This is a genomic window from Cupriavidus sp. GW822-FHT03E04 (genome assembly GCF_058801495.1).
This window is the reverse complement of sequence record NZ_JBXANI010000016.1, coordinates 183540-208855: the sequence shown is the minus strand read 5'-3', so window position 1 is coordinate 208855 and position 25316 is coordinate 183540. Positions and strand designations below refer to the sequence as shown.

17 protein-coding genes are annotated in these 25316 nt (G+C 67.4%); 8 read left to right on the top strand and 9 right to left on the bottom strand.

Translation table 11 applies throughout. The annotated features are described in order from the left end of the window. Positions 1-272: 272 nt before the first annotated feature. From AC1RQC_RS24080 to otsB, 3 genes are read right to left on the bottom strand one after another with little or no spacing between them, the layout of a single operon-like run. The gene (locus tag AC1RQC_RS24080) at positions 273-1664 is read right to left on the bottom strand and encodes an alpha,alpha-trehalose-phosphate synthase (UDP-forming) (protein ID WP_174425597.1); all 1392 of its coding nucleotides are present in this window, start codon (positions 1662-1664) and stop codon (positions 273-275) included. Positions 1665-1698: 34 nt separating this feature from the next. Further along, a complete protein-coding gene (locus AC1RQC_RS24075; RefSeq protein WP_492375789.1) occupies positions 1699-3537 on the bottom strand; it encodes a glycoside hydrolase family 15 protein in 1839 nt (612 codons plus the stop codon). Positions 3538-3549: 12 nt separating this feature from the next. Further along, entirely contained in the window at positions 3550-4338 is a 789-nt protein-coding gene (gene otsB, locus AC1RQC_RS24070; protein WP_492375788.1) for a trehalose-phosphatase, read from the bottom strand. A gap of 243 nt (positions 4339-4581) precedes the next feature. Here otsB and ilvA point away from each other — a divergent pair, with 243 nt between their 5' ends. Both ilvA and queF read left to right on the top strand, forming a co-directional pair. Next, positions 4582-6108, top strand: a complete 1527-nt coding sequence (gene ilvA / locus AC1RQC_RS24065; RefSeq protein WP_174425600.1) for a threonine ammonia-lyase, biosynthetic — start codon at positions 4582-4584, stop codon at positions 6106-6108. 15 nt (positions 6109-6123) lie between these two features. Then, entirely contained in the window at positions 6124-6957 is an 834-nt protein-coding gene (queF, locus tag AC1RQC_RS24060) for an NADPH-dependent 7-cyano-7-deazaguanine reductase QueF (RefSeq protein WP_043343529.1), read from the top strand. A gap of 67 nt (positions 6958-7024) precedes the next feature. Here queF and AC1RQC_RS24055 read toward each other — a convergent pair whose 3' ends face one another. Continuing rightward, positions 7025-8539, bottom strand: a complete 1515-nt coding sequence (locus AC1RQC_RS24055) for an amidase (RefSeq protein ID WP_492884829.1) — start codon at positions 8537-8539, stop codon at positions 7025-7027. Positions 8540-8681: 142 nt separating this feature from the next. Then, positions 8682-9812, bottom strand: coding sequence for a substrate-binding domain-containing protein (locus tag AC1RQC_RS24050; protein WP_492884827.1), 1131 nt, complete (start codon positions 9810-9812; stop codon positions 8682-8684). Between the two features lie 159 nt (positions 9813-9971). On the opposite strand from AC1RQC_RS24050, the gene AC1RQC_RS24045 reads away from it, so the two are divergent. Next, entirely contained in the window at positions 9972-10385 is a 414-nt protein-coding gene (locus tag AC1RQC_RS24045) for a MarR family winged helix-turn-helix transcriptional regulator (RefSeq protein ID WP_309407351.1), read from the top strand. Between the two features lie 28 nt (positions 10386-10413). Here AC1RQC_RS24045 and AC1RQC_RS24040 read toward each other — a convergent pair whose 3' ends face one another. Beyond that, the gene (locus AC1RQC_RS24040; protein ID WP_492884825.1) at positions 10414-11823 is read right to left on the bottom strand and encodes a carbohydrate porin; all 1410 of its coding nucleotides are present in this window, start codon (positions 11821-11823) and stop codon (positions 10414-10416) included. 208 nt (positions 11824-12031) lie between these two features. On the opposite strand from AC1RQC_RS24040, the gene AC1RQC_RS24035 reads away from it, so the two are divergent. Genes AC1RQC_RS24035 through AC1RQC_RS24015 form a run of 5 tightly spaced genes read left to right on the top strand, consistent with a single transcriptional unit; the run spans position 12032 to position 17460 of the window. Further along, a complete protein-coding gene (locus tag AC1RQC_RS24035) occupies positions 12032-12745 on the top strand; it encodes a TetR/AcrR family transcriptional regulator (RefSeq protein WP_492884823.1) in 714 nt (237 codons plus the stop codon). Positions 12746-12772: 27 nt separating this feature from the next. Beyond that, positions 12773-13771, top strand: a complete 999-nt coding sequence (locus AC1RQC_RS24030) for an HlyD family secretion protein (protein ID WP_492810525.1) — start codon at positions 12773-12775, stop codon at positions 13769-13771. Continuing rightward, the gene (locus AC1RQC_RS24025) at positions 13768-14781 is read left to right on the top strand and encodes an ABC transporter ATP-binding protein (RefSeq protein ID WP_492375782.1); all 1014 of its coding nucleotides are present in this window, start codon (positions 13768-13770) and stop codon (positions 14779-14781) included. The genes AC1RQC_RS24030 and AC1RQC_RS24025 overlap by 4 nt, the downstream gene beginning before the upstream one ends. Continuing rightward, entirely contained in the window at positions 14778-15956 is a 1179-nt protein-coding gene (locus tag AC1RQC_RS24020; RefSeq protein WP_416047549.1) for an ABC transporter permease, read from the top strand. Before AC1RQC_RS24025 ends, AC1RQC_RS24020 begins: the two co-directional genes overlap by 4 nt. 10 nt (positions 15957-15966) lie before the next feature. After that, on the top strand, positions 15967-17460 hold the full coding sequence (locus AC1RQC_RS24015; protein ID WP_492884820.1) for an efflux transporter outer membrane subunit: 1494 nt from the start codon (positions 15967-15969) through the stop codon (positions 17458-17460). Between the two features lie 88 nt (positions 17461-17548). Here AC1RQC_RS24015 and AC1RQC_RS24010 read toward each other — a convergent pair whose 3' ends face one another. The 3 genes from AC1RQC_RS24010 to uvrA form a co-directional block, all read right to left on the bottom strand. Then, the gene (locus AC1RQC_RS24010; RefSeq protein ID WP_492810517.1) at positions 17549-18742 is read right to left on the bottom strand and encodes a pyridoxal phosphate-dependent aminotransferase; all 1194 of its coding nucleotides are present in this window, start codon (positions 18740-18742) and stop codon (positions 17549-17551) included. A gap of 111 nt (positions 18743-18853) precedes the next feature. Beyond that, positions 18854-19189, bottom strand: coding sequence for a hypothetical protein (locus tag AC1RQC_RS24005; RefSeq protein ID WP_492884818.1), 336 nt, complete (start codon positions 19187-19189; stop codon positions 18854-18856). Positions 19190-19363: 174 nt separating this feature from the next. Beyond that, entirely contained in the window at positions 19364-25255 is a 5892-nt protein-coding gene (gene uvrA / locus AC1RQC_RS24000) for an excinuclease ABC subunit UvrA (protein ID WP_492884816.1), read from the bottom strand. Positions 25256-25316: the final 61 nt, after the last annotated feature.

Below are 25316 nucleotides of genomic sequence, written 5' to 3'. Positions count from 1 at the left end.
AACCGCCTGGGTCTGGCTATCTCAGGCACGTTTGCTCGTACGCCGATTGTCCAATGCCTGAATTTGTCCTCACCCTCTTTGCCGGTCAAAGAAAAGTGACCGGCAGCCCCCGTAGGGGGATGTCGTATGGCTTTTGGGTGCAATAACCAACGCCGCTCAAAGAAACAGCAACCAAGCAAGCAAGGGCGATGTCGTCCGGCCCTTGGGTCCAAAAACCAACACCGCCAGCAAACACCCCAATACCCCCCTACCCCCTTACCCCCTCCCCCCCTTTACCCCCCATCCGTCTCCGCCAAAGTCCTCAAATACTCCCTCCTCCACCAATGCACATCCTGCGCCCGAATCCGCTCCAGCAGCTTCTGATGCCGGGACTGCCGCTCAGCCAGCGGCATATGCAAGGCCTGCTGAATCGCCTGCGCGGTAGCATTGATATCGTAAGGATTCACCAGCAACGCCTCGCGCAATTGCTCGGCAGCACCAGCAAACCGCGATAGCACCAGGACCCCGGGATCGTCCGGATCCTGCGCGGCAACAAACTCCTTCGCGACCAGGTTCATCCCATCGCGCAACGGCGTCACCAGCGCCACGCGGCAAGCGCGGCAAAGGCCCGGCAAACGGCGCCGTGCCGTGGTGCGGTGGATATAGCGCACCGGCATCCAGTCCAGCTCGCCATACTCGCCATTGATCGCCCCGGACAGCCCTTCCAGCTCGCGCCGCAGATCCGCGTAGGCGTCCACCGTTTCGCGCGACGGCGCGGCAATCTGGATCAGCGTGGCGCTGCGGCGGTTCTCCGGATACTGCGCCATCAGCGTCCTGACCGCCTTGAGCCGCTGCGGCAGCCCCTTGGAGTAATCGAGCCGGTCGATCCCAAGCAGAAGACGGCGGCTCGAATACTGGCCGCGCATCATCTCGTACGTCTCGCGCGATTCCTCGCACTGGCCCAGCGCGGCGAACTCGTCGACGTCGATGCCGATCGGAAACGCCTGCGCGCGCACGGTGCGGTGGAAAGCCCGGAAGCGATACTCGCCCATGGGCTCGGCCTGCGCTTCGCTTTGCACGTAGCGCGAGAAATGCTCGAGATCGAGCTGGCTCTGGAAGCCAACCAGGTCATAGGCGAACAGGGCTCGCATCAGCCATTCGTGCTGCGGGATGGCGGCAAGGATCAGCGGCGGGGGCAGCGGGATATGCAGGAAAAAACCCATGCGCTGGCCGCAGCCCATGGCGCGCAGCTCCGACGCAAGCGGGATCAGGTGGTAGTCGTGGATCCAGATCACATCGTCCGGGCGCAGCAGCGGGGCAAGCTTGCGTGCAAAGAGCTGGTTGACGCGGCGGTAGATGTTGAGATAACCGGAGTCGAAATCCGCCAGGTCGATGCGATAGTGGAACACCGGCCACAGCACGCCATTGCTGTAGCCCTGGTAGTACGCGTCGTGGTCCTCGCGGCACAGGTCGACCGTAGCCAGCGTGACATTGCCGGCTTGCTGGATATGCAGCTCGCCCTCGCCCGGCGTGCCGCCCTGCGCGGCCTCCACAATCTTGCCGCTCCAGCCGAACCACATGCCGCCGGTAGCCTTGAGCGCTTCGCCCAGTGCCACGGCGAGGCCGCCCGCGGCAAGGTTGCGCGGATCGGCCACGCGGTTGGATACCGCTACTAGTCTGCCCATACATTCCTTTGCGCTGGCCTTGCCGCGCGCGCCTTCAGATCACGGAATCCCATGGCGCGGACAGGCGCATGGCGCCGTTGATCAGGCCCACCATCGAGTAGGTCTGCGGAAAATTGCCCCACATCTCGCCGGTCACGGGGTGCGTATCCTCGGACAGCAGGCCAAGCGGATTGCGCGCCGCCAGCATGGCCTCGAAGATCTCGCGCGCTTCCTCCCGGCGCCCCACGCGCGCGAGCGCATCGATACGCCAGAAGGTGCAGATGTTGAAGGCGGTCTCGGGCTTGCCGAAGTCGTCCGGCGCCTCGTAGCGACGCATATAAGGCCCGTCGCACAGCGACGCTTCCATGGCCTTGAGCGTGGACATGAAACGTTCATCCCTGGGCTCGATAAAGCCGACCTCGGCCATCAGCAGCACGCTGGCATCGAGCTCGCGCCCGCCGAAGCTCTCGGCGAACGCCTGGCGTTCCTCGCTCCAGGACTCGCGCACGATGCGCACCTTCATGCCGTCGGCATGCTGGCGCCAGTAAGCCGCGCGATCGGGCAATTGCAGCGCATCGCCGATCTTGGCGAGGCGGTCGCAGGCGGCCCAGCTCATCAGCGCGGACGAGGTATGCACCCGCGCGCGCGTGCGCAGCTCCCACATGCCCGCATCGGGCGTGCCGAACACGCGTACCGCCTGCTCGCCCACGGTTTCCAGCACATGGTACTCAGCCGCCCCGCCGCGGTGCAGCAGGCGATGGTCGTGGAAAGCCTGCGCCGCGCCCAGCACCACGTTGCCGTAGACATCATGCTGGAAGTGCTCCTGTGCCTGGTTGCCCACGCGCACCGGACCCATGCCACGGTAGCCGGACAAATGATCGAGCATGCTCTCCGGTAATTCGAGTTCCAGCCCGATGCCGTACAGCGGCTGGATATGGCCATTCTTGGATTGCATCACCACGTTCGACAACCAGCGCAGGTAGTCCTCCATGGTGCCGACCTCGGACAAGCTGTTGAGCGCACGGATCACGAAGAAAGCATCGCGCAGCCAGCAGAAGCGGTAATCCCAGTTGCGCCCGCTGCCGGGCGCCTCGGGAATGCTGGTGGTCATGGCCGCGACGATGGCGCCCGTCTCTTCATACAGCGACAGCTTGAGCGTAATGGCGGCGCGGATCACCGCGTCCTGCCACTCGCGCGGCACCGCAAGACGGCGGCTCCACATCCTCCAGTAAGCCGTGGTTTCCTGCTCGAAGTCGCGTGCGATTTCCTCCACGCCGCCCTGCAGGGTTTCGTCCGGCCCGAGGATGAAGTTGAGGTCGCGCGTGAGCAGGAAAGGCGTGTGCGACAGCACATAGGTCAGCGGCGCGTCGGTGGTCATGCGCAGCGTGGTGCCGTCGCCGATATAGCGCACGTGGCTGCTGCCGCGCGTGATCTCGGGCTTGACGCGCCCCCAGTCAAAACGCGGCGCCACCGTCACGCGCACACGCGGCGCGCCCTGAACCGGCCGGATGCGGCGGATCAGCGAGGTGGGGCGGAAGTAACGTCCGATGCGAAAAAAACGCGGCGCGAAATCGGTGATTTCAAGGCTGTTGCCATGCCGGTCGGTCAGCCGGGTCCTCAGCACGGCCGTATTGGGCTCGTACCACTGGTGCGCTTCCTGGAAGTCCTCGATTTCGATGGCAAAGTGGCCAGCGTTCTCGCCCGGATCGAGCAAGGCATTGAAGACCGGGTCGCCGTCAAAGCGCGGCAGGCAGCACCACACAATGCGCCCGCGCCCGTCGACCAGCGCGGAGATCGCGCAGTTGCCGATCATGCCCAGCGATAGCGAAGGGTCGGCGTAGCGGCCGGCACCTCCGGCGCGCGCCGGATTATCCTCGGTGGATGGGTTGCTCACAGCGAATCCCCCTCAAGACGTCGTTGTGGATGTAGCTCCGGAAACCTGCTGCTTGCCCTGCGCGGCGGCCATGACTTCGAGTGCCTTGGCGGAGCGATGCAGCCAGCAGCGCAGCGCGGCCGGGCCGGTCACGCTGACGGTGGCGGCGCTGGGCCGCGCGCCAACCAGCAGGCCGACGCCGCCGAGGCGGCGCACCACGGCAAAACCAGCCTCGTCGGTAATATCGTCGCCGGCAAACAGCGGCGTGCGCCGCGCAAATGGCGGGCTGCGCATAAAGGCGTCGATGGCGCCACCCTTGTCGATGCCTGCCGGCTTGAGCTCCACCACCATCTTGCCGTGCAGGACTTCGATGCCGGGCACGCCGCTGGCGAGTTCGGCCGCGAAGTTGCGCACCATGCCTTCGAGGTGGGGAACGGCGCGGTAGTGCACCGCCACCGCGACCGACTTGCGCTCGAGCTGCAAGCCGGGATGCGTACCGACCAGGACTTCCAGCGGCGGGAGCAGCAGCGGCACGCCGGGGTCGGGCTGGCGCAGGCGGTGGCCGCCCGCGTCGCGCAGCTCCGCGCCATGCACGCCGGCGCACGGCAGTTGCAGCGGATGCAGGAAATGATCCAGCTCGGCGATCGGCCGGCCGGAAACCAGGGCTAGCGCGCCACCCAGATGCAGATGCAGGGCGCGCAGCGTCCCCACCAGTTCCGGTTCGACCTGCACGAGGTCAGGACGCGGCGCAAGGTCGGCCAGCGTACCGTCGAAATCCAGGAACAGTGCGGTGTTCGGTTCGATTAGAGGTAGGGAAGGCATTGCGTTACACCGTATCACGAGTGTTCCGGCAGCGTCCACCGGGCTTCGTCCTACAAGGTGCGCAAGCGCCCCTTGGGCGCGCCACGGCGGTGCCTGCACCGCTGCGGTGCACAACGCGCCTCGGCGCACGAAGGTGAGCTTGCCTGCCCTTCGCGGCCGCCTGCACAGGGGTGCAGCCATCGCCGCCCCCCGCCATCCTTTATCATTACCGGTTTCCGCCAATCCCCGCCCCGGCTGTCCACGATGACCCGCAAACCCGATTACCTGAGAAAGATCCTGACCGCCAAGGTGTACGACGTGGCCCAGGAGACCGATCTCACCTATGCAAACCTGCTCTCCGCGCGCACCGGCAACAAGGTGTGGTTCAAGCGCGAGGACACCCAGCCGGTGTTCTCGTTCAAGCTGCGCGGCGCGTACAACAAGATGGCCTCGCTGTCGCCGGAAGAGCTCAAGCGCGGCGTGATCGCCGCCTCGGCCGGCAATCACGCGCAGGGCGTGGCGCTGTCGGCCGCGCGCCTGAAGTGCAAGGCGCTGATCGCGATGCCGGTCACCACCCCGCAGGTGAAGATCGACGCGGTACGCGAGCGCGGCGGCGAGTGGGTGGAAATCGTGCTGCACGGCGACTCGTACAGCGACGCCTACAACCACGCCGCGGTGCTGGAAAAAAAGCACAAGCTGACTTTCATCCACCCCTTCGACGATCCCGAAGTCATCGCCGGCCAAGGCACCATCGCCATGGAAATCCTGCGCCAGCACCCGGGCCCGCTGCATGCGGTGTTCGTGGCGATCGGCGGTGGCGGGCTGATCTCCGGCATCGCGTCGTACATCAAGGCCGTGCGCCCGGAGATCAAGGTGATCGGCGTGCAGACCGTGGACTCCGACGCGATGAAGCGCTCGGTGGACGCGGGCAAGCGCGTGGAGCTCAAGGAAGTGGGCCTGTTCTCGGACGGCACCGCCGTGAAGCTGGTCGGCAAGGAAACCTTCCGCATCACGCGCGAGCTGGTCGACGAGATCATCCTGGTGGACACCGACGCCATCTGCGCCGGGCTCAAGGATGTGTTCCAGGATACCCGCAGCATCCTGGAGCCGGCCGGTGCCATGGCCGTGGCCGGCCTGAAGCTCTACGCCGAGCGCGAGAAGCTCAAGGGCCAGCACCTGGTGGCCATTGCCTGCGGCGCGAACATGAACTTCGACCGCCTGCGCTTCGTGGCGGAGCGCGCCGAGGTGGGCGAGGCGCGCGAGGCGGTCTTCGCGGTCAGCATCCCCGAGGAACGCGGCAGCTTCAAGCGCTTCTGCGAGCAGCTCGGCACGCGCAATGTGACCGAGTTCAACTACCGCATCGCCGACAAGAGCATGGCGCATATCTTCGTCGGCGTGCAGATTGCGAGCCGCGCGGAGAACGAGAAGATCGCCGCCGGATTCCGCCGCCACGGCTTCGATACGCTGGACCTGTCCAACGATGAGCTGGCCAAGCAGCACATCCGCTACATGGTGGGCGGGCACTCGCCGCTGGCGCATGACGAGCTGCTGTACCGATTCGAGTTTCCCGAGCGGCCGGGCGCGCTGATGCGCTTCCTGTCGAGCATGAGCCCGAACTGGAATATCAGCCTGTTCCACTACCGCAACCAGGGCGGCGACACCTCCAACATCCTGGTTGGTATCCAGGTGCCCAAGAACGAGAAGCGCGCCTTCCGCGCCTTCCTCGCCACGCTGGGCTATGTACACTGGGAAGAGACCGAGAATCCCGTGTACAAGCTGTTCCTGTCCTGATCATCCGAGGCAACCATGAGCCTTCCCGAACAATCGCCGCTAGGCAAACCCTCGGCCTACAAGACCGAGTACGACCCGACGTTGCTGTTCCCGATCCCGCGCCAGCCCAAGCGCACGGAGATCGGGCTGGCGCAAGGCCGCGCGCTGCCGTTCTTCGGCGTGGACATCTGGAACGCGTACGAGCTGTCGTGGCTGAACATGAAGGGCAAGCCGCAAGTGGCGCTGGCCAGCTTCATCATTCCGGCCGACACGCCCAACATCGTCGAGTCCAAGTCGTTCAAGCTCTACCTGAATTCATTCAACCAGAGCAAGATCGCCTCTCCCGAGGCGTTGCAGCAGTTGCTGCACCACGACCTGTCCGAGGCCACCGGCGGCACGGTGCAGGTGCGCCTGGTGACCGAGGCTGATCTCGGCACGCAGAAGATGGCCGAGCTGGACGGCGTGCAGTTGGACCGGCTCGACATCGAAACCGACATCTACGAGCCGGCGCCGCACTTGCTGCATGCCGCCCAGGACGAATCGCCAGTGGAAGAAACACTGGTCTCGCACCTGCTCAAGTCGAACTGCCTGGTAACCGGCCAGCCGGACTGGGGCAGCGTACAGATCCGCTACGTGGGCGCGCCGATCAACCAGGAAGGACTGCTCAAGTACCTGATCTCGTTTCGCAACCACAACGAGTTCCACGAGCAATGCGTGGAGCGGATCTTCACCGACGTGATGCGGCAGTGCAAGCCGGTGAAGCTGGCGGTTTATGCGCGCTATACGCGGCGCGGCGGGCTGGATATCAACCCGTTCCGCACCAACTTCAACACGCCGTGGCCGGACAACCGGCGCAACGCACGGCAGTGATGCCGTAGGCCTTGCAGCCAGCAGAGAAGAGAGAAGGCCCGGCGCGTGCGCCGGGCTTTTTTACGCATCAGAACTTGTGCCAGTCTCCCGATTGCTCGAAGGCATGCGCGGCACGGTAGATGGTCGCCTCATCCCAATGCTTGCCCACCAGCATCAAGCCGATCGGCAGCCCGTTGCCCAGCCCGCAGGGCACGCTCATGGCCGGATGACCGGTGGCGTCAAACGGCGCCGTATTGGCCACCATCTCGAAGGCGCGCTGGATCACTTCGGCCAGCGGCGCACCGGGCGCGGGAATCGGCTGCGCCTTCAAAGGCAAGGTCGGCATCAGCAGCAAGTCATAGCGCTGCAAGGTGTCGTCATAAGCCTGGCGCAGCTGACGCGCGAGGTTCTGCGCCTTGGCATAGAAACGCCCGCCATACTGCTGCATGAAGAACTCGCCGACAAACATCGACAACTTGAGCGAGGGCGAAAGCTGGTCCGCCTGCTCGCGCCAGCCCGCATGGCGCTCCAGCAGGCTCGTGGTGTAAAGGCCCTTCCAGTTGAAGCCCATGCCGTTGCCATGCATCATCTGCGCCTGCAAGCCTTCCAGCGCGATGGGCGTCCAGATGGCGGCGCCGTCCAGATGCATGGGAATGCCGACTTCCTCCACCACCGCGCCAAGCCGCGCCAGGCGCTGGGCGCCCTCGCGTACCTTGGCATCGACATCGGCCTCGCTGTTGGCCAGGCCGAATCCTTCGCGCACCACGCCGATGCGCAAGCCCGCCACGCCCCTGCCGAGCGCCGCGGTATAGCGCTCGACCCTCGGCGCGTACTGGCGTGGGTCCAAGCCATCGGGCCCAGCGATCACCTCCAGCAGCAAGGCGTTGTCAGCCACGGTGCGGGTCATCGGGCCGGTGTGGTCGATGGTGGATTCGATCGGCATGATGCCGGTATAGGGAACCAGCCCATGCGTGGGCTTCATGCCATAGCAGCCGGAAAACGCGGCGGGAATGCGGATCGAGCCGCCCTGGTCGCCGCCGATCGCCATGTCCACCTCGCCCGCCCCGACCAGTGCGCCGCAACCGGAGGACGACCCACCCGCGATATAGCCCATCCGATAGGGGTTGTGCACGGGGCCGGTGGCGTTGGTATGGCTGCCGCCGGACAGACAGAAGCACTCGCAATGCGCCTTGCCGACGATGGTGCCGCCGGCGTCGAGGATGCGCGTCACCACCGTGGCGTCGAGATCGGGGACGTAGCCTTGCAGCGTCGATGCGCCGTTCATCATCGGCACCCCGGCCAGGCAGATATTGTCCTTGAGCACGACCGAGCGCCCTGCCAGCGCGCCGCCGGCGGCCCCCTTCACTTCGGTCTTGACGTACCAGGCATTGAGGCGGTTTTCCTGGGGCGGCGGCTGGTGGCCCGCGTTGCGCGGGTACTTCGGCTCGGGCAGGAAGTCAGGCAGTTCGTCGACGCGGTCGTAGGCCTGGATGCTGCCTTCCATCAAGGCGAGGTACTCGGCGCATTCGGCCTCGCTCATCGTCATGTGCAGGCTGGCGATCAGCTCGTGCATCTGGGCCTGGGTGGGGCGCTTCACGGTCATGGCGTACTCCTGTGCAAGGTGGGAAAGGCATGAGAAGAATGGCCCGTTATCCTGGGGCAGCCGTCATATTATTTTCCAAAGAAATAATTTCCAAGGAAAATATTTAGCGGCTAGGGAAAACCATGGCGACACAGCCGTGGACTCAGAGTTGCCTGACGACGTTGAAAAAGTGGCCGTTGGCCTCGGCAAGGAAGACCGGTTGCTGCACCCGTGCATTGCCGCGCCACGACAGTCCGCGCACGCTGCGGAAAACCAGCGGCGCTGTGCGCCGCGCACGCTGCGGCGCAGCGGCCAGCGCCGCCAGGAAGTGCACGCCATCGTAGACGGACTGCCCCAGCGCATTCAGCACCGGTGCCCGTTCACCAAAGCGGCCGTGATAGCGTTCCTTGAAGGCCATGTTGGCCTCGTTGGGCAGGGCGGCGAAATAGCCGGCGGCCGCGAACAGCCCCTCGGTATTGGCGGCCCCGATGGCAAGCAAGCCGTTTTCCTCGATGGCGCACGACAGCCGGCGCACACGCCGCTGCAGGCCCGATGCGCCGAACTCGCGGTTAAAACGCACGGCATCTTGCCCGATCAGCGAAAGCAGGACCGCATCGGGCCGCAGCATCTCGATCTCCTGCAGGACCTTGCGATAGGACGCGCAACCGTGTTCCACATAGCGATCGGCCAGCACTTCCCCGCCCAGCGCCCTTAGTGCGCCGCTGGCCAGCCCGTGCGAGGCACGCGGCCAGACGCAGTCATTGCCGACGAACACCCAGCGGCGCGCGCGGTACTGGCGATACATCGCCGCCAGCGCGGGCAAGAGTTGCTGATCCGGTGTTTCGCCGATCGCGTAGACACCGGGCGCGCATTCGCCACCTTCATAGAGCGGCGTATAGACAAACGGAATCCGTCCCCCCGTGGCGGCGCGCACGCGCGAGCGCACCGCGCTGGTATGCATGCCCACCACAGCGTCGAGTTCGCCCTCGCGCACCAGGCCGCCGAGCAAGTCGGGGATATCGCGGCACTCGTCGACGGCGTTGAACACGTGGAGGCGGAGCTCCCGCCCGCGTATGCCACCCTGCCGGTTCAGTTCTTCCGTCGCGAGCTGCGCGCAGGCGCGTGCCGACGGGCCCCAGATCCCTGCGGCGCCCCGCACCGGGACTAGCAGGCCGACGTTCAGGCAATCGGCGCGGCGCGCGCCGTAGCCGGCCGGCGGCGCATCGACCAGGCAGGTCAAAGCCGGGTCGTCCGGCGCCGGGGCGCAACTGGGCTGCAGTGGCTTCCATTGCATGGCTTCGTCTCCTTGCCGGGCGGGGCGGCAACGCCGCGTCTTGTCAGCGCGCCTCGATCCGCACGAATAGCAAGCGAGGACAAGGCCAGAAAACTTTCCTGGGAAAGTTTTCCCGTATTTTTCCCGTATACTAACGCAGTGTTTCACGCAGGCCTGCCCATGAGCGATTTCGACAGCTACCTAGCCCAACTCCTGTCACGCGCCCACCTCGCCGTCCACGCCCGGCTGGAACAGGCGCTGGCGGCGGAAGGCGTACAGGTCGAACATTGGAAAGTACTGCGGGTGCTGGCGGACGAGCAAGGGCACGCCATGGGCGAGGTGGCCCAGGCGCTGGCGATGCATCCGCCCACCCTGACCAAGCTGGTTGACCGCATGATCGGCCATGGCCTGGCCATGCGCAGCCCCGACCTGCACGACAACCGCCGCGTGCTGCTTTACGCCACCGACGATGGACTGGCGCTATCCAAGCGGCTCAATCGCCTGGTGCAGCAGCATGAGGACGGCATCGTGCGCAGCCTTGGGCCCGCCAAGGCGAAACAGCTCAGGGCATTGTTGAGCGCGCTGGGCGACTGAGCCACCGGCAAGCCGCCGCCCCCGGGACTCAGAACTCCGCGTGCAGGCGCACGCCGTAGAACATCGCCGGGCCGCGGTCGCGGTTGTAGCCAGGATTGCGGATGTACTGGAAGTCCGGGCTGATGCTCAGGTACTTGACCGGCTGGAAGCTATAGAACAGCTCAACGACCTGCTCAGGACCATAGCGCAACGCGCCATCGCCAAGAAAGGCGCCCTGCCCGCCGGCAGCCAGGTAAGCCTGGTGCCGCGACCCCAGCATATTCACCGACATCGCCAACCCAACCACATCGCGCGGCCGGCCCCACGCATTGCCGTTGAGCACGCCGCCGGCGGCGACCTGGCGGCCGATTTCCGTAAAGGCGTAGGTCTCGGTCTTGTCGTCCGACATATTGGCGCGCGCGAACACACCGAGCGATTCGTTGACCCGCTGCATCAGCGACAATCCCGCGCCGATCTTGGCGTGCTCCTCGCGCACATTGGCCACGTCCGGCGCGGCGCCAGTGGCGGCGCCGAGTTGCACGGCATCGCTGAACGCGCCCATGCGCGCCTTGTTGCGCCAGAGCAGCAGGCGCGCCACGCCGGGCTGGCCGGCCAGGTTGTAGCGCTTCTCGAACTCGAGGATGTCGCCATAGTGCTGGAACATCCGCGTATCGAGTTCCAGCCCGTTGGACTCCAGCGGCTGCAGGAAGCGGCCAAGCCGCACCGACCACATGTCGCCGATGTACTCAAGCGCCACGCCCCAGTTGTAGCCGCGCGCATCGGCCGGGTAATCGAAGGAGCCGTGCGCCATGAACGACCAGTTCATGAACTGGGTGCGCGGGTCGGAGCCGTACTCGTTCTGGTCGAACACATCGAGCACGCCGAAGTTGCCGGCGGTCAGCACCACGCGGCGCTTGTCGACGCTGCCGGCCAGCTGGTTGAAATCGGCGTCCAGCTGTTCGCTGCCGCCGCCCAGCCCCCAGGTCTGGCGGACAAACGCGCGCGCCCGGTAGAACACCGGATTGGTGCTCGATACCTTGGCCAGCTCGCCGTTGCTCAGCCCGCCCAGGCCGTGCAGCTCGGAAAACGGCACGCCCTGCGTCACCTCCGGATTGAAGTGGAACTCCGCGCCGCGCCACAGGCGCAAGCCAAGATCGAGCGTGGTGCTGAACGAGTAGCTCTTGGCGCGGTCCGCCGTCAGGCTGTTGGCGCCGGAGTAGGCCGCGCCGAAGGACGGCTTGCGCTGCCAGATATAGGTGGTCTGGCCATGGAAGGCGTAGTCCTCGGGGGCATCGGCCTGCACGGGCGCGTCGCTGCTTGTCCCGGCTTTTCCCTGCGCCAGGGCGGGCATGGCCGCCATGCCGGCAAGGCCGGCCAGCGACAAGGCCACACCCGCCAGGCGAGTGGCAAAAAACAGGCGTAGCCGCGCTGGGGCGGCGTGGAAGCGACAAAGCAGCATGAAAAAATCCGGGGAACAGCCGCAGGCAAATTCAGGGGCAAGCCCGGCTGATGGGCGGACGAAGCATAGCCAAGCGTTTATGACATGTCTACCTTGCATTGCTGCGGCGCAACATAATGAGAAGACAAGTTGCTTAAACATCACGTTGTAATCGGCCTTGAATTAATTAATTCACAAATTAATATTATCTGCAGATTCAGGAGCCGCCATGCCGCCTGCTACTGCCACCCCGCCCCCAAGCCGCCGTCCGGGCCGGCCTGCCGCCGGGCATGGGGGTAGCGCGGGCCAGCGCGAGCAATTGCTGGACGCCGCCACCGAGCTGTTCGCCCAGCGCGGCGTTGCCGCCACGCCGATCAAGACCATCGCCATCCATGCTGGCGTCACCCCGGCGCTCGTGCACTACTACTTCCGCGATCGCGACCAGTTGCTTGACGCGGTGGTCGACGAGCGCCTGCAGCCGCTGGTGGAACAGGTGTTCGCGCCGGCCGCCGCCGACAGCGCGGACGCGGCAGCCATGCTGGTGGGCATTGCCGGGCGGCTGATCCGCACCGCCGCCGCCACGCCATGGTTTCCCGGGCTGTGGATCCGCGAGATCGTCGGCGCGGACGGCCAGCTGCATCAGCGCGTGCTGCAGAAGATCGCGCTGCAGCGCGCTGGCCTGGTGATCGGCCCGCTGGCGGCGGCGCGCGCGCGCGGCGAGATCAACGCCAGCTTGGAGCCGGCGCTGCTGATGGTGTCGCTGATCGGCCTGACGCTGCTGCCGCTGGCCACCACCCATATCTGGCGCCGCCTGCCCGGCGCCGGCGCCATCGACAGCGAGGCGCTGGTGCGTCACGTGAGCGCGCTGCTGGCGCACGGCCTGGGGGTACCGCCGATCGCGCCGATACCGCATCCCGGGCCGGCCGCGCCGCCGTCCGCCTGAACCCAGCCTGCCCGCCACGGAGCCCGCATGCCTCGCCACGCTCAGCCTCATTCCTCCCGCCTCGTCGCGAACCTGCGTGCGGGCTGGCCATCGGCCGCCCTGATCGGCGCGGCGCTGCTATCTGCCTGTGGCGAGCCTGCGCCACCCTCCTGGCAAGGTTATGTGGAGGGCGAATTCGTCAGCGTGGCCTCCCCTTTTGCCGGCCGGCTGGACCAGATCTCCGTCCAGCGCGGGCAGCAGGTGGCAAGTGGCGCGCCGCTGTTCGCGCTGGAGGCCGACGACGAGCGCGCGGCCCGGCAGCAAGCGGCAGAACAAGTGCGCGTGGCCGAGTCCCAACTCGCCGACCTGCAGACCGGCAAGCGCGTGCCGGAAGTCGACGTGAGCCGAGCCCAGCTGGCGCAGGCGCAAGCCGCCTCGGTGCGCAGCGCCGCGCAACGCAAGCGCGACGAAGCCCAGTACGCCATCGGCGGAATCGCGCTGGCGCAGCTGGAAGAGAGCCGCGCCACCGCCGCCTCCGACGCCGCCCGCGTGCGCGAGCTGCAGCGCGATATCGACGTGGCCCGGCTGCCGGGACGCACCGCGCAGCAGGCGGCCCAGCAAGCCCAGGTGGCCGCCGCGCGCGCCGCGCTGGCGCAGGCCGAGTGGAAGCTGTCGCGCAAGACCGTGAGCGCGACCCAGGCCGGCCTGGTCTACGACACGCCCTTCCGCCTTGGCGACTGGGTGCCGGCCGGCAGCCCGGTGGTGCGGCTGCTGCCGCCGGGCAACGTCAAGGTGCGTTTCTACGTGCCGCAGGCCGTGCTCGGCGCGTTCAAGAACGGCCAGGCCGTGCGCGTGCGCTGCGATGGCTGCGCCGCGCCCATTGCGGCCACGGTCACCTACATCTCCAGCCAGGCCGAGTACACGCCGCCGGTGATCTACAGCAATGAAACGCGCAACAAGCTGGTGTTCCTGGTGGAAGCGCGGCCCGCACCGGCCGACGCGCCCAAGCTCCATCCGGGCCAGCCGGTCGAGGTGGCAAGGCCATGAACGCGACCGTTGCTCCCCTGGACGGCGGGCCCGGCAAAGCCAGCGCCCTAGCCATCGACGTGCACGGCATCAACAAGCACTACGGTGACAAGCACGTCGTCAACAACCTGACGATGCAAGTCGCGCGCGGCGAGATCTTTGGCTTCCTCGGCCCGAACGGCAGCGGCAAGACCACGTCCATCCGCATGATGTGCGGGCTGCTGACGCCGGACTCCGGCACCGGCACCTGCCTGGGCTACGACATCCTGCGCGAGACCGCCGAGATCAAGCGGCGCGTGGGATACATGACACAGAAGTTCTCCTACTGGGACGATCTCTCAATCCGCGAGAACCTGGATTTCGTGGCGCGCGTGTACGGCATGCCGCGCCGGCGCGAGGTGGTGGACCGGGCGCTCGAGCACCTCGGCCTGGCCAGCCGCGCGCAGCAACTGGCCGGCGCGCTCTCGGGCGGCTGGAAGCAGCGCCTGGCGCTGACCGCCTGCCTGCTGCATGAACCGGAACTGTTGCTGCTGGACGAGCCCACCGCCGGGGTCGACCCGAAGGCGCGCCGCGATTTCTGGGAGCAACTGCACCAGCTAGCGGCGCGCGGCATCTCGGTGCTCGTCAGCACGCACTACATGGATGAAGCCGAGCGTTGCCACAAGCTCGCCTATATCGCCTACGGCAAGCTGCTGGCGCAGGGCACGGCAAGCGAAGTGGTAGCCAGCCAGAAGCTCGTCACCTGGAGCGTGCAGGGCGAGCAGCTCTCCGCGCTGTCGGATCAGCTCAAGGGCGCGCCGGGCGTGGAACAGACCGTGGTGTTCGGCAGCGCCCTGCACGTCACCGGGCACGACGCGCCCGCGCTGGAAGCCACGCTGCGCCGCGTTGCCGGCCCGCAGCACCGGATCGAGCCGATCGAGACCAGCCTGGAAGACGTCTTCATCCACATGATGAGCGGCGCTGAGGACAATATGCGCGCGGGCAAGCAAAAGCAAAAAACCAGGCAGGACGGCAAGGGGGCCCGGGCATGACGCGCGACGCAGGCGAACCGGCCAAGGCCACCAACGGCGCACGCTTCCCGCTCTCCCTGCAGCGCTGGTGGAGCATCGTGCTCAAGGAGTTCCTGCAGCTGCGCCGGGACCGCGTCACCTTCGGCATGATCGTCGGCCTGCCCATCGTGCAGCTGATGCTGTTCGGCTTCGCCATCAACACCGATCCACGCCACCTCACCACCGCGGTCATCGCCGCGGACCAGAGCGAGTTCACCCGCTCCTTCGTGGCCGGCATGCAGGCAACCACCTACTTCAACGTGGTCGGCACCCTGCCCGACGAAGCCGCCGGGCGCGAGGCGCTGATGAAGGGCGAGGTGCAGTTCGTGCTCAGCATCCCGCCCGACTTCACCAGCCGGCTGCTGCGCGGCGAACGCCCGGCGCTGCTGGTGGAGGCGGATGCCACCGACCCGTCCGCCACCGGCTCGGCCATCGCCGCGCTGTCGCAGCTGCCGTTCTCGGTCGCGGACAAGGACCTGCAGGGCGCGCTGGCGCATCTGGCGGGCGGCAAGCCGCCCTTCGACGTGCAGGTGCAGCGGCTTTATAACCCGGAGGGACTCACGCAGTACAACATCATTCCCGGATTGATGGGCGTGATCCTGACCATGACCATGGTCATGATGACGGGCCTGGCAATGACCCGCGAACGCGAGCGCGGCACCATGGAAAACCTGCTTGCCACGCCGGTCAGGCCGCTGGAGGTGATCAGCGGCAAGATCGTCCCTTACATCTTCATCGGCCTGATCCAGTCCACCATCATCCTGCTGGCCGCGCGCTGGGTCTTCGGCGTGCCCTTTGTCGGCTCGGTGGTCGCGGTCTACCTGGCGGCGCTGCTGTTTATCGCCGCCAACCTGACCGTGGGCATCACACTGTCGTCGCTTGCGCAAAACCAGCTGCAGGCGGTGCAGCTGACGTTCTTCTACTTCCTGCCGAACCTGCTGCTGTCCGGCTTCATGTTTCCCTTCCAGGGGATGCCGCGCTGGGCGCAGGCCATTGGCAATGTGCTGCCGATGACCTACTTCAACCGCCTGATCCGCGGGATCCTGCTCAAGGGCAACAGCTGGACCGAGCTCTGGCCGAACGTGTGGCCGATGGCCCTGTTCACGGTCGTCGTCATGACCATTGCAGTGCGCTTCTATCGCCGCACGCTGGATTGAGGAGCCTGCCATGCCAGCCTCGCCACACGGTAAATCCACATCCCGCACGGTCCTCGCCGTGCTGGCGGCAGCCATGCTTTCGGCATGCGCGGTGGGCCCGGACTTCACCGAGCCGGCCGCGCCCGCTGCGCCGTCCTATACCGAGGGCACACAGCCAGCGCGCACCAGCGCCGCCGACGCACCGCACGGCCAGGCGCAAACGCTGGAGAGCGGCGCCGACGTGCCGGCGCAATGGTGGACGCTGTTCCGCAGCCCCGCGCTGGACCGCGCCATCCGCGCGGCGCTGGACGCCAGCCCGACGCTGGCGCAAGCACAGGCCCGCATCGAACAGGCGCGCCAGGAACTGGTGGCCACCACCGGCGCGCGCCTGCTGCCGCGCGTGGACGCCAAGCTCAACACCACGCGCCAGCAGGTCGACTTCAACTCGCTTGGTATCACCGCCTTTCCCAGTCCCGGGCCGTTCACGCTGTACGGCGCCAGCGTGGAAATCTCCTACTCGCTCGACCTGTTCGGCGGCCAGCGCCGCGAACTGGAAGGCCTGCGCGCGGCGGTGGACTATCAACGCTTCGAGCTGGAAGCCGCGCGCCTGACGCTGGCCGGCAACGTGGCCACGGCCGCCATCCGCGAGGCCGGCTTGCGCGCGCAGATTGCCAACACCGAGGCCATCGTGGCGGCGCAGCAGCGCCAGCTCGCCATCACCGAGCAACGCTTGCGCGCAGGCGGCGTGGCGCAGGTGGACGCGCAGCGCCAGCGCAATGAACTGGCGCAGAGCCAGGCCTTGCTGCCGGGCCTGGTGCAGCAGCTTGCGGCCACGCGGCATCAGCTTGCCGTGTACCTGGGACAGGCGCCCGCGAGCGTCCAGCTGCCCGAGTTCCGGCTGGAAGATCTCACCTTGCCCGCCACGCTTCCGGTGAGCCTGCCCTCCGCCATGGCAAGGCAGCGCCCGGATATCCGCGCGGCCGAGGCGCTGCTGCACCAGGCGTCGGCCAATATCGGCGTGGCCACCGCGCAGCTCTACCCGCAGCTCACGCTGTCCGGCAGCGCCGGCACGCAGGCGCTCTCCGCGCGCGATCTGTTTGGCAGCCTCAACGTGTGGTCGCTGGCCGCGGGGCTGGTGCAGCCGGTGTTCCGGGGCGGCGAGCTGGTGGCGCGCAAGCGCGCGGCGCAAGCGGCCTACGCGCAATCGCTCGCGGCCTACCAGCAAACGGTGCTGCAGGGCCTGCGCGAAGTCGCGGATTCGCTGCGCGCGCTGGAGGCCGATGCCAACACCTTGCAGGCGCGCGCCGACAGTGCGAAACAGGCCGCCGATACGCTGTCGATCGTGACCGGCCAGTATCGTCTCGGCGGCGTCAGCCAGCTTGCGGTGTTCGATGCCGAGCGGCAGTACCGGCAGGCCGCGCTTTCGCTGTCGCAGGCTACCGCCAGCCGCTTTACCGATTCCGCGGCGCTGCTGCAGGCGCTAGGGGGCGGCTGGTGGCAGGCAGAAGCGGCCGCTGCGCAGTGAAGCGTAGTGCTAATGCTAGTGCTAGCGGTGCCGTCTCGACATGAAGATGGCGCACGCCAGCCCGCTCGCACCGCGAACGGCGCGGCGCTCAACGCCCCAGGAAACCGCGCAACCGCCGCACACCTTCATCCAGCCTCGCCGGATCACACGCGTAGCACCACCGCACAAAGCCCTCCCCCTCGTCCCCGAACGCGCTTCCCGGCGCCAGCCCGAGCCGTGCCTCGCGCACCAGCTGCTTGCACAACGCCAGGCTGTCGCTGGCGCCGGCCAGCCGGAAGAACACATACATGGCCCCCTCGGGCGCATGCACATCCACGCCCGGCACCACAGCCAACGCACCCACCAGGTGATCGCGCGCCGCGCGCAGCCTGCCGACCAGTTCACGGGTAAAGGCCTCGCCCTCCCGCACCGCCACAATGCCGGCTTCCTGCACGAAGGACGGCGCGCACGACGTGTTGTACTCAACCAGCTTGCCCAGGTCGTCGGTGAGCGCCGCGGGCAGCACCATCCAGCCCAGCCGCCAGCCGGTCATCAGCCAGGCCTTGGAGAACGAGTTGACGCAGATCACCCGCTCGTCGCGGCTGGCGATATCCAGGAACGACGGCGCGATGGCGCCATCGCCTTCGCCGTAATACAACCGTTCGTACACTTCATCGGCAATGATCCAGATGCCATGGCGCCGGCAGTGCGCGAGCACCGCTTGCTGGTCCGCGCGCGACATCACCCAACCGGTCGGGTTGTTCGGCGAGTTGATCATGAGCAAGCGCGTATCAGGCGTCAGCGCGGCCAGCAGCTTGTCGAGATCCAGGGTCCAGCCGTGCGCGCCGTAATCGAGCGAGACGGTTTCCACCTCGGCGCCAAGGATCTTGGGGATTTCCACCAGGTTGGGCCACAGCGGCGTGACGGCAACCGCGCGGTCACCGGGCCCGGCCACCAGTTGGGCAGCCAGCATCAGCGCGTTGACGCCGGCGCTGGTCACCACCACATTGTCCAGGGCGGTGGCGCCATGCAGCGCGCTGACGTAGTCGGCCAGCGCGCTGCGCAGCGGGGCAATGCCCAGGTTGTGCGTGTAGAACGTCGCCCCGCCGGCCAGTGCCCGGCTGGCGGCGTCGCGGATAAAGGCGGGCGTGACCTGGTCGGATTCGCCGAACCAGAAGGGCAGTACGTCGGGCAGGCCGATGCCGGCATTGGCCACCTCGCGGATGCGCGAGGCGCGCAGGTGATGGACGGTGGCGCGGGCTGCGGCCGGGGCGCACGCAAAGCCGGACGGGCTGGTGGACATCTGAGCTCCTTGCGGTGTAAGGGTCGGACTGCGGGTCGGACTGCGGAACCCACAGAGCGTACCGCAAAGGCACTGCCGCCGGTATGCCCGGCAGCATGCCGAGCTGGCTGGCTAACGCCCGGGCCCGCCGGAGTCGTCCTGCTGCGGCCAGCCGGGTTTCATCCGCAGGCCAAAGCTGCTGCGCGGCTGCACGTCGCGCTCGGGGCGCAGTGCGTATTGGTCGTGGTTGACCTGCGGTGCGGTGGTGGCTTGCTGAACGGCCCGGGAGGTTGGCGCCGGCGCCGAGGCCGCGCGCTTGCCCGCCTTGGCAGGCGCGCGTGCGCCGCTAGCGTCCGATGCGGCAGCGGGTGCCGCCAGCGCGGACGTGCTGGCCAGGGCGAGCGATAGCGCCGTCACGATGGCGGGTAGGGAGGGGAGGGAGAAAAGGGAAAGGGGTTTTGCTATCACGCTGTCATGCGGCGGCTACGCATGGCCCGCCCGGCCGCCACCTCTGTGGCGCACGGCTGGACTGGCGGCGGCCACCAGTTGCTGAATCCGTCATTGTGTCAGCTACCGGGGCCGCCGGGTGAAAACGGCCTGCAGCCTCGCCCTCCGGGGAGGGGCGAGGCCGCCGCGCTGGCTTTACTGCGCCGCCGCAAGGCGGTGCCCGGCGTCGTTGCCGCTCTCCGGCATTGCCTTGCCAGCCGACTTGCCGCGGGCCAGCACCGGCGCCAGCGCCGCGCCGGTGTGGCTGGCCCGCACCCGCACCAGCCCCTCGGGGTCGGTCGCGGCGACAATGCCGCCGCCCGCCACGCCGCCTTCCGGGCCCAGGTCGAGGATCCAGTCGGCCTCGGCGATCACGTCGAGATCATGCTCGATCACCACCACGCTGTGCCCGCCATCGGCCAGCCGGTGCAGCACGCGGATCAGCTTGGCCACGTCGGCCATGTGCAGGCCCACGGTAGGCTCATCCAGCACGTACAGCGTATGCGGCGCCTGCTGCCCACGGCGGGTGATGTCGTCCCGCACCTTGGACAGCTCGGTCACCAGCTTGATGCGCTGCGCCTCGCCGCCGGACAGCGTGGGCGACGGCTGGCCCAGCGTCAGGTAGCCCAGGCCCACGTCCTTCATCAGCTGCAGCGGGTGCGCGATATTGGACATGGCGGAGAAAAATTCCACCGCCTCGTCGATCTCCATCGTCAGCACGTCGCCGATATTCTTGCCGCGCCAGGTGACCGCCAGCGTCTCCGGGTTGAAGCGCTGGCCGTGGCAGACATCGCAATGCACCTTCACATCCGGCAGGAAGCTCATGCCGATGGTGCGCACGCCCTGCCCCTCGCAGGCCGGGCAGCGCCCGTCGCCGGTGTTGAAGGAAAAGCGCGAGGCGGAATAGCCGCGCGCCTTGGCCTCCAGCGTCTGCGCGAACAGCTTGCGCATGGTGTCCCACACGCCGATATACGTGGCCGGGCAGGAGCGCGGCGTCTTGCCGATCGGGGTCTGGTCGACCTCCAGCACGCGGTCGATGCTCTCATACCCGGTGATGGACTCGCAGCCCTGCCAGTTGTGCGTGACCTCCAGCTTGCGGCGCGGCTCGGTGTGCGCCGTGGCCTGCGAGCGCGCGGGCGCCTCGCTGCCCGCCGCCTTGCGCGCGCGCCGCGTGGCCGGCGACGACATCACCGAGCGGCCCACCGCGTCGAGCAGGTTGGCCATCAGCACATCGCGCGCCAGCGTGGACTTGCCGGAACCGCTGACACCCGTGATGGCAACCAGCCGCGCCAGCGGAATGCTGGCGGTCACGTTGCGCAGGTTATGCTTCGTGGCGTTATGCACGGTCAGCCAGCGCTCGGGTACGGCCTCGCTGTTCTTGCCCGCCGGCTTGACCACGCGGCGTGGCTGCAACGGATGCAGGATCGGATGGGCGAGGAACTGCCCGGTCAGCGAATCCGCACTGGCCGACAGCGCGGCCACGCCGCCTTGCGCCACCAGCGTGCCGCCGCGCTTGCCGGCGCCGGGGCCGATGTCGATGATATGGTCGGCGCGGCGGATGGTGTCCTCGTCGTGCTCCACCACCACCAGCGTGTTGCCCTTCTCGCCGAGCTTGCGCAGGGCGTCGAGCAGGATCTGGTTGTCGCGCGGATGCAGGCCGATGGTGGGCTCGTCAAGCACGTAGCACACGCCCTGCAGGTTGCTGCCAAGCTGCGCCGCCAGCCGGATGCGCTGCGCCTCGCCGCCGGACAGGCTAGGCGCGGCGCGATCCAGGCTCAGGTAGCCCAGGCCGACCTCCTCCAGGAACTGCAGGCGGCTGCGGATCTCGCTCACCACGTCGCGCGCAATCTCGCCTTCGCGTCCGGCCAGGTGCAGGCCCTGCACCCAGCGGTGCGTGTCGGATACCGTCCACTGTGCCACTTCCACGATGGGGTGCGCGTCGAAGGTGACCGCGCGCGCCACCGGGTTCAGCCGTGTGCCGCCGCAATCCGCGCACGGGGTATCGGCGACGTCATCGGGCTCTTGCTGCTCCGAGGGCAGCGTCTGCTCGCGCCCGCGGTTGTCGTCGGCCATCACGGTATCGTCGTAGGCCGCACGCTGCTCGCGCGTGAGGGTCAGGCCGGTACCCACGCAGCTGGTGCACCAGCCGTGCTTGCTGTTGTAGGAGAACAGGCGCGGGTCCAGTTCCGGATAGCTGGTGCTGCACACCGGGCAGGCGCGCTTGGTCGAGAACACCGTGGTGCTGCCGACGCGGGCGGTGCCGCCGTTGCCCATGGCATGCTGCAGGCCATCGAGCGGCGCCAGCAGGTGCATCACGCCCTTGCCGGCTTCCAGCGCCTGGCCCAGCATCGCGCGCAGCGCGGCTTCGTTGTCCGCGGACACGATGATGTCACCGACCGGCAGTTCGATGGTGTGCTCGCGGAAACGGTCCAGGCGCGGCCACGGGTCCACCGGCAGGAATTCGCCGTCCACGCGCAGGTGCGTGTTGCCGCGCGCCTTGGCCCATTTGGCCAAGTCGGTATAGACACCCTTGCGGTTGACCACCAGCGGCGCCAGCAGGCCCACATGCTGGCCCTTGTAGTCGCGCAGCAATTGCGCCGCGATGGACTCGGGGCTTTGCGAAGTCACGGGCGTGCCGTCGTGGATGCAATGCTGGATGCCCAGCTTCACATACATCAGCCGCAGGAAATGCCAGACCTCGGAAGTGGTCGCCACCGTGCTCTTGCGGCCGCCGCGCGACAGGCGCTGCTCGATGGCCACGGTGGGCGGGATACCGTACACCGCATCCACCTCCGGGCGCCCGGCGGGCTGCACGATGGAGCGCGCGTAGGCATTGAGAGATTCGAGATAGCGACGCTGCCCTTCATGGAACAGGATGTCGAAAGCAAGCGTGGATTTGCCCGATCCCGACACACCGGTGATCACATTGAATTTGCCGTGCGGGATATCGACGTTGAGCGCCTTCAGGTTGTGCTCGTGCGCGTTGACGATGCGCACCACGTCCTCGCCCTCGATGGCGCGGCGCGCGCGCGCCGCGCGCAATGCGGCCTGCAAGGGCACGCCCGCGTCCTCCGCGACGAAGGCATGGCCGACGGCGCGGTCGTATTGCAGCAGCGCCTTGCCGGTATGCGAGCGCGCGCAGCGCTTGACGTCTTCCGGCGTGCCCACGCACAGCACTTCACCGCCGGCGTCGCCGCCCTCGGGGCCGAGGTCGATGATCCAGTCGGCGGCGCGCACCACGTCGAGGTTGTGCTCGATCACGATCAGCGAGTGGCCGCCATCGAGCAGCTTGCCAAAAGCGCGCATCAGCTTGGCGATGTCGTCGAAGTGCAGCCCGGTGGTGGGCTCGTCGAACATGAACAGCTTGCACTCGTACGGCATCGGCTTGGCGCGCGTATTGCTCGCCTGCGCGGTCTCGGCCAGGTAGCCGGCCAGCTTCAGCCGCTGGGCCTCGCCCCCCGACAATGTCGGCACCGGCTGGCCCAGCTTCACATATTCCAGGCCCACGTCGACGATCGGCTGCAGCACGCGCAGCACCGCCGCGTCGCCAGCGAAGTACGCCACGGCCTCGCTCACGGTCAGCTCGAGCACATCGGCCACGCTGAGCGCGCGCGGCGGCTGGCCGGGCAGCGCGCGCTCGATCTTCACTTCGAGGATCTCCGCGCGGTAACGCCGTCCATCGCAATCCGGGCAGCGCAGGTAGACGTCGGAGAGGAACTGCATCTCGACGTGCTCGAAGCCCGAGCCGCCGCAGGTAGGGCAGCGCCCATCGCCGGAGTTGAAGCTGAACATGCCCGCGGTATAGCTGCGCTGCAGCGCCATCGGCGCCTTGGCGAACAGCTTGCGGATCTCGTCGAAGGCCCCCACATAACTGGCCGGATTGGAGCGCGCGGTCTTGCCGATGGGCGACTGGTCGACGAACACCACATCGGCCACCTGTTCCGCGCCGGTAAGGCTGCGAAATGCGCCGGGCGCATCCGTGGACTTGCCGAACTGGCGCGCCATGGCGGGATACAGCACGTCCTGCAGCAAGGTGGACTTGCCCGAGCCGGAAACGCCGGTCACGCACACCAGGCGCTGCAGCGGGATCTCCACGGTGACGTCACGCAGGTTGTGCTCGGAGGCGCCTTCGAGCACGATGCGCGGCGTGGCGGCATCCACCGCGCGAGGTTGCCAGCGGGAAAGATCGGTTACCTGGCGATGGCCGGCAAGATATTCGCCGGTGAGCGTGCCCGAACCGCGGATATCGGCAGGCGTGCCGTCAAAGATGATGTTGCCACCACGCTCGCCCGGGCCGGGGCCCATGTCGATGAGCCGGTCTGCCGCGAGCATCACCGAAGGATCGTGCTCCACCACCACCAGCGTATTGCCGGCGTCACGCAGGCGATGCATGGCCTCGACGATGCGGTTCAGGTCGCGCGGGTGCAGGCCGATGCTGGGCTCATCCAGTACGAACAGCGTCTTGACCAGCGAAGTGCCCAGCGCGGTGGTGAGGTTGATCCGTTGCACCTCGCCGCCGGACAGCGTGCGGCTCTGGCGGTCCAGCGTCAGGTAGCCCAGGCCCACGTCGCACAGGTATTTCAGGCGCGTGCGCACTTCGGCCAGCAATAGCTTGAGCGCGTCATCGAGCATCAGGCTCGGCAGCGTGAGCTCGTCGAAGAACTTGCGGATGCGCTCGATCGGCATCAGCATCAGGTCGTGCACGGTGAGGCCCGGCAGCGCTTCGAGCTGCGTGCGGTCCCAGTCCACGCCGCGCGGCAGGAAGCGCTTCTCCGGCGCGCACACGGCGTCCGCACCCGGCTTGCTGCCCAGGCGCCACAACAGCGCCTCGGTCTTCAGCCGCGCGCCGTCGCAGGTCTCGCACGGCGTATAGCTGCGGTACTTCGATAGCAGCACGCGGATGTGCATCTTGTACGCCTTCGACTCCAGGTAGTCGAAAAAGCGCTTGACGCCATACCAGTGCGTATTCCACTTGCCGTTCCAGTCCGGCGAGCCGTCGATGACCCAGGCGCGCTCGGCCGGGGTGAGGCTCGACCAGGCCACGTCGCGCGGAATGCCCGCCTTGGCGGCGTAGCGCATCAGGTCGTCCTGGCACTCCTTCCAGGCCGGCGTCTGCATCGGCTTGATGGCGCCGCCGCGCAGCGTCTTGCGCTCGTCCGGGATCACCAGGCCGAGGTCGACGCCGATCACGCGGCCGAAGCCGCGGCAGGTCTCGCAGGCGCCGTAGGCGGAGTTAAAGGAGAACAGCGCGGGCTGCGGATCGGCATAGCGGATATCGCTTTCCGGGCTGTGCAGGCCGGTGGAGAAGCGCCAAACCTGTGGCTCCGCGCCCTCATTGGCAGTGTCGGGCACATAGACGTTGACCCGGCCGCTGCCGCGCTTGAGCGATGCCTCGATGGCTTCCAGCGCCCGCACCTTCTCGGTATTGCCGAGACGGAAGCGGTCGGCCACCACGTCCAGCACCTTGCGCGGGCCGGTGGGCGAGGCCACCACGCGCTGCGCCTGCACGCGCGTGTAGCCGCTGACGGAGAGCCACTGCTCGATCTCGGCATCGGTGGTGGTTTCCGGCAGTTCCACCGGGAAGGTGACGACCAGGCGTGGATCGCCCTGGGCTGCACGTGCTTGCAGCTCCGCGTAGATGGTCTCCGGCGAGTCATGCCGCACGGGCTGCGCGGTCTGGCGGTCGAACAGCTCGGCGGCGCGCGCGTACAGCAGCTTCAGGTGATCGTTGAGCTCCGTCATCGTGCCGACCGTGGAGCGCGAGCTGCGCACCGGGTTGGTCTGGTCGATGGCGATGGCCGGCGGCACGCCGTCCACCCGGTCCACCTGCGGCCGGTCCATGCGGTCCAGGAACTGGCGCGCATAGGCGCTGAAGGTTTCGACATAGCGCCGCTGCCCTTCGGCGTAGAGCGTATCGAACACCAGGCTCGATTTGCCCGAGCCCGACGGCCCCGTCACCACGGTCATTTCGCCGGTGTGCAGGTCGAGGTCGAGATTCTTGAGATTGTGCTGACGGGCTCCGCGGATACGGATGACACCGGATGACATGGGATGCGTCCTTTAAAGCGTGGCTTGCGAGTGGCTAGCTGATAGCTTGCGTGCGGCGTGC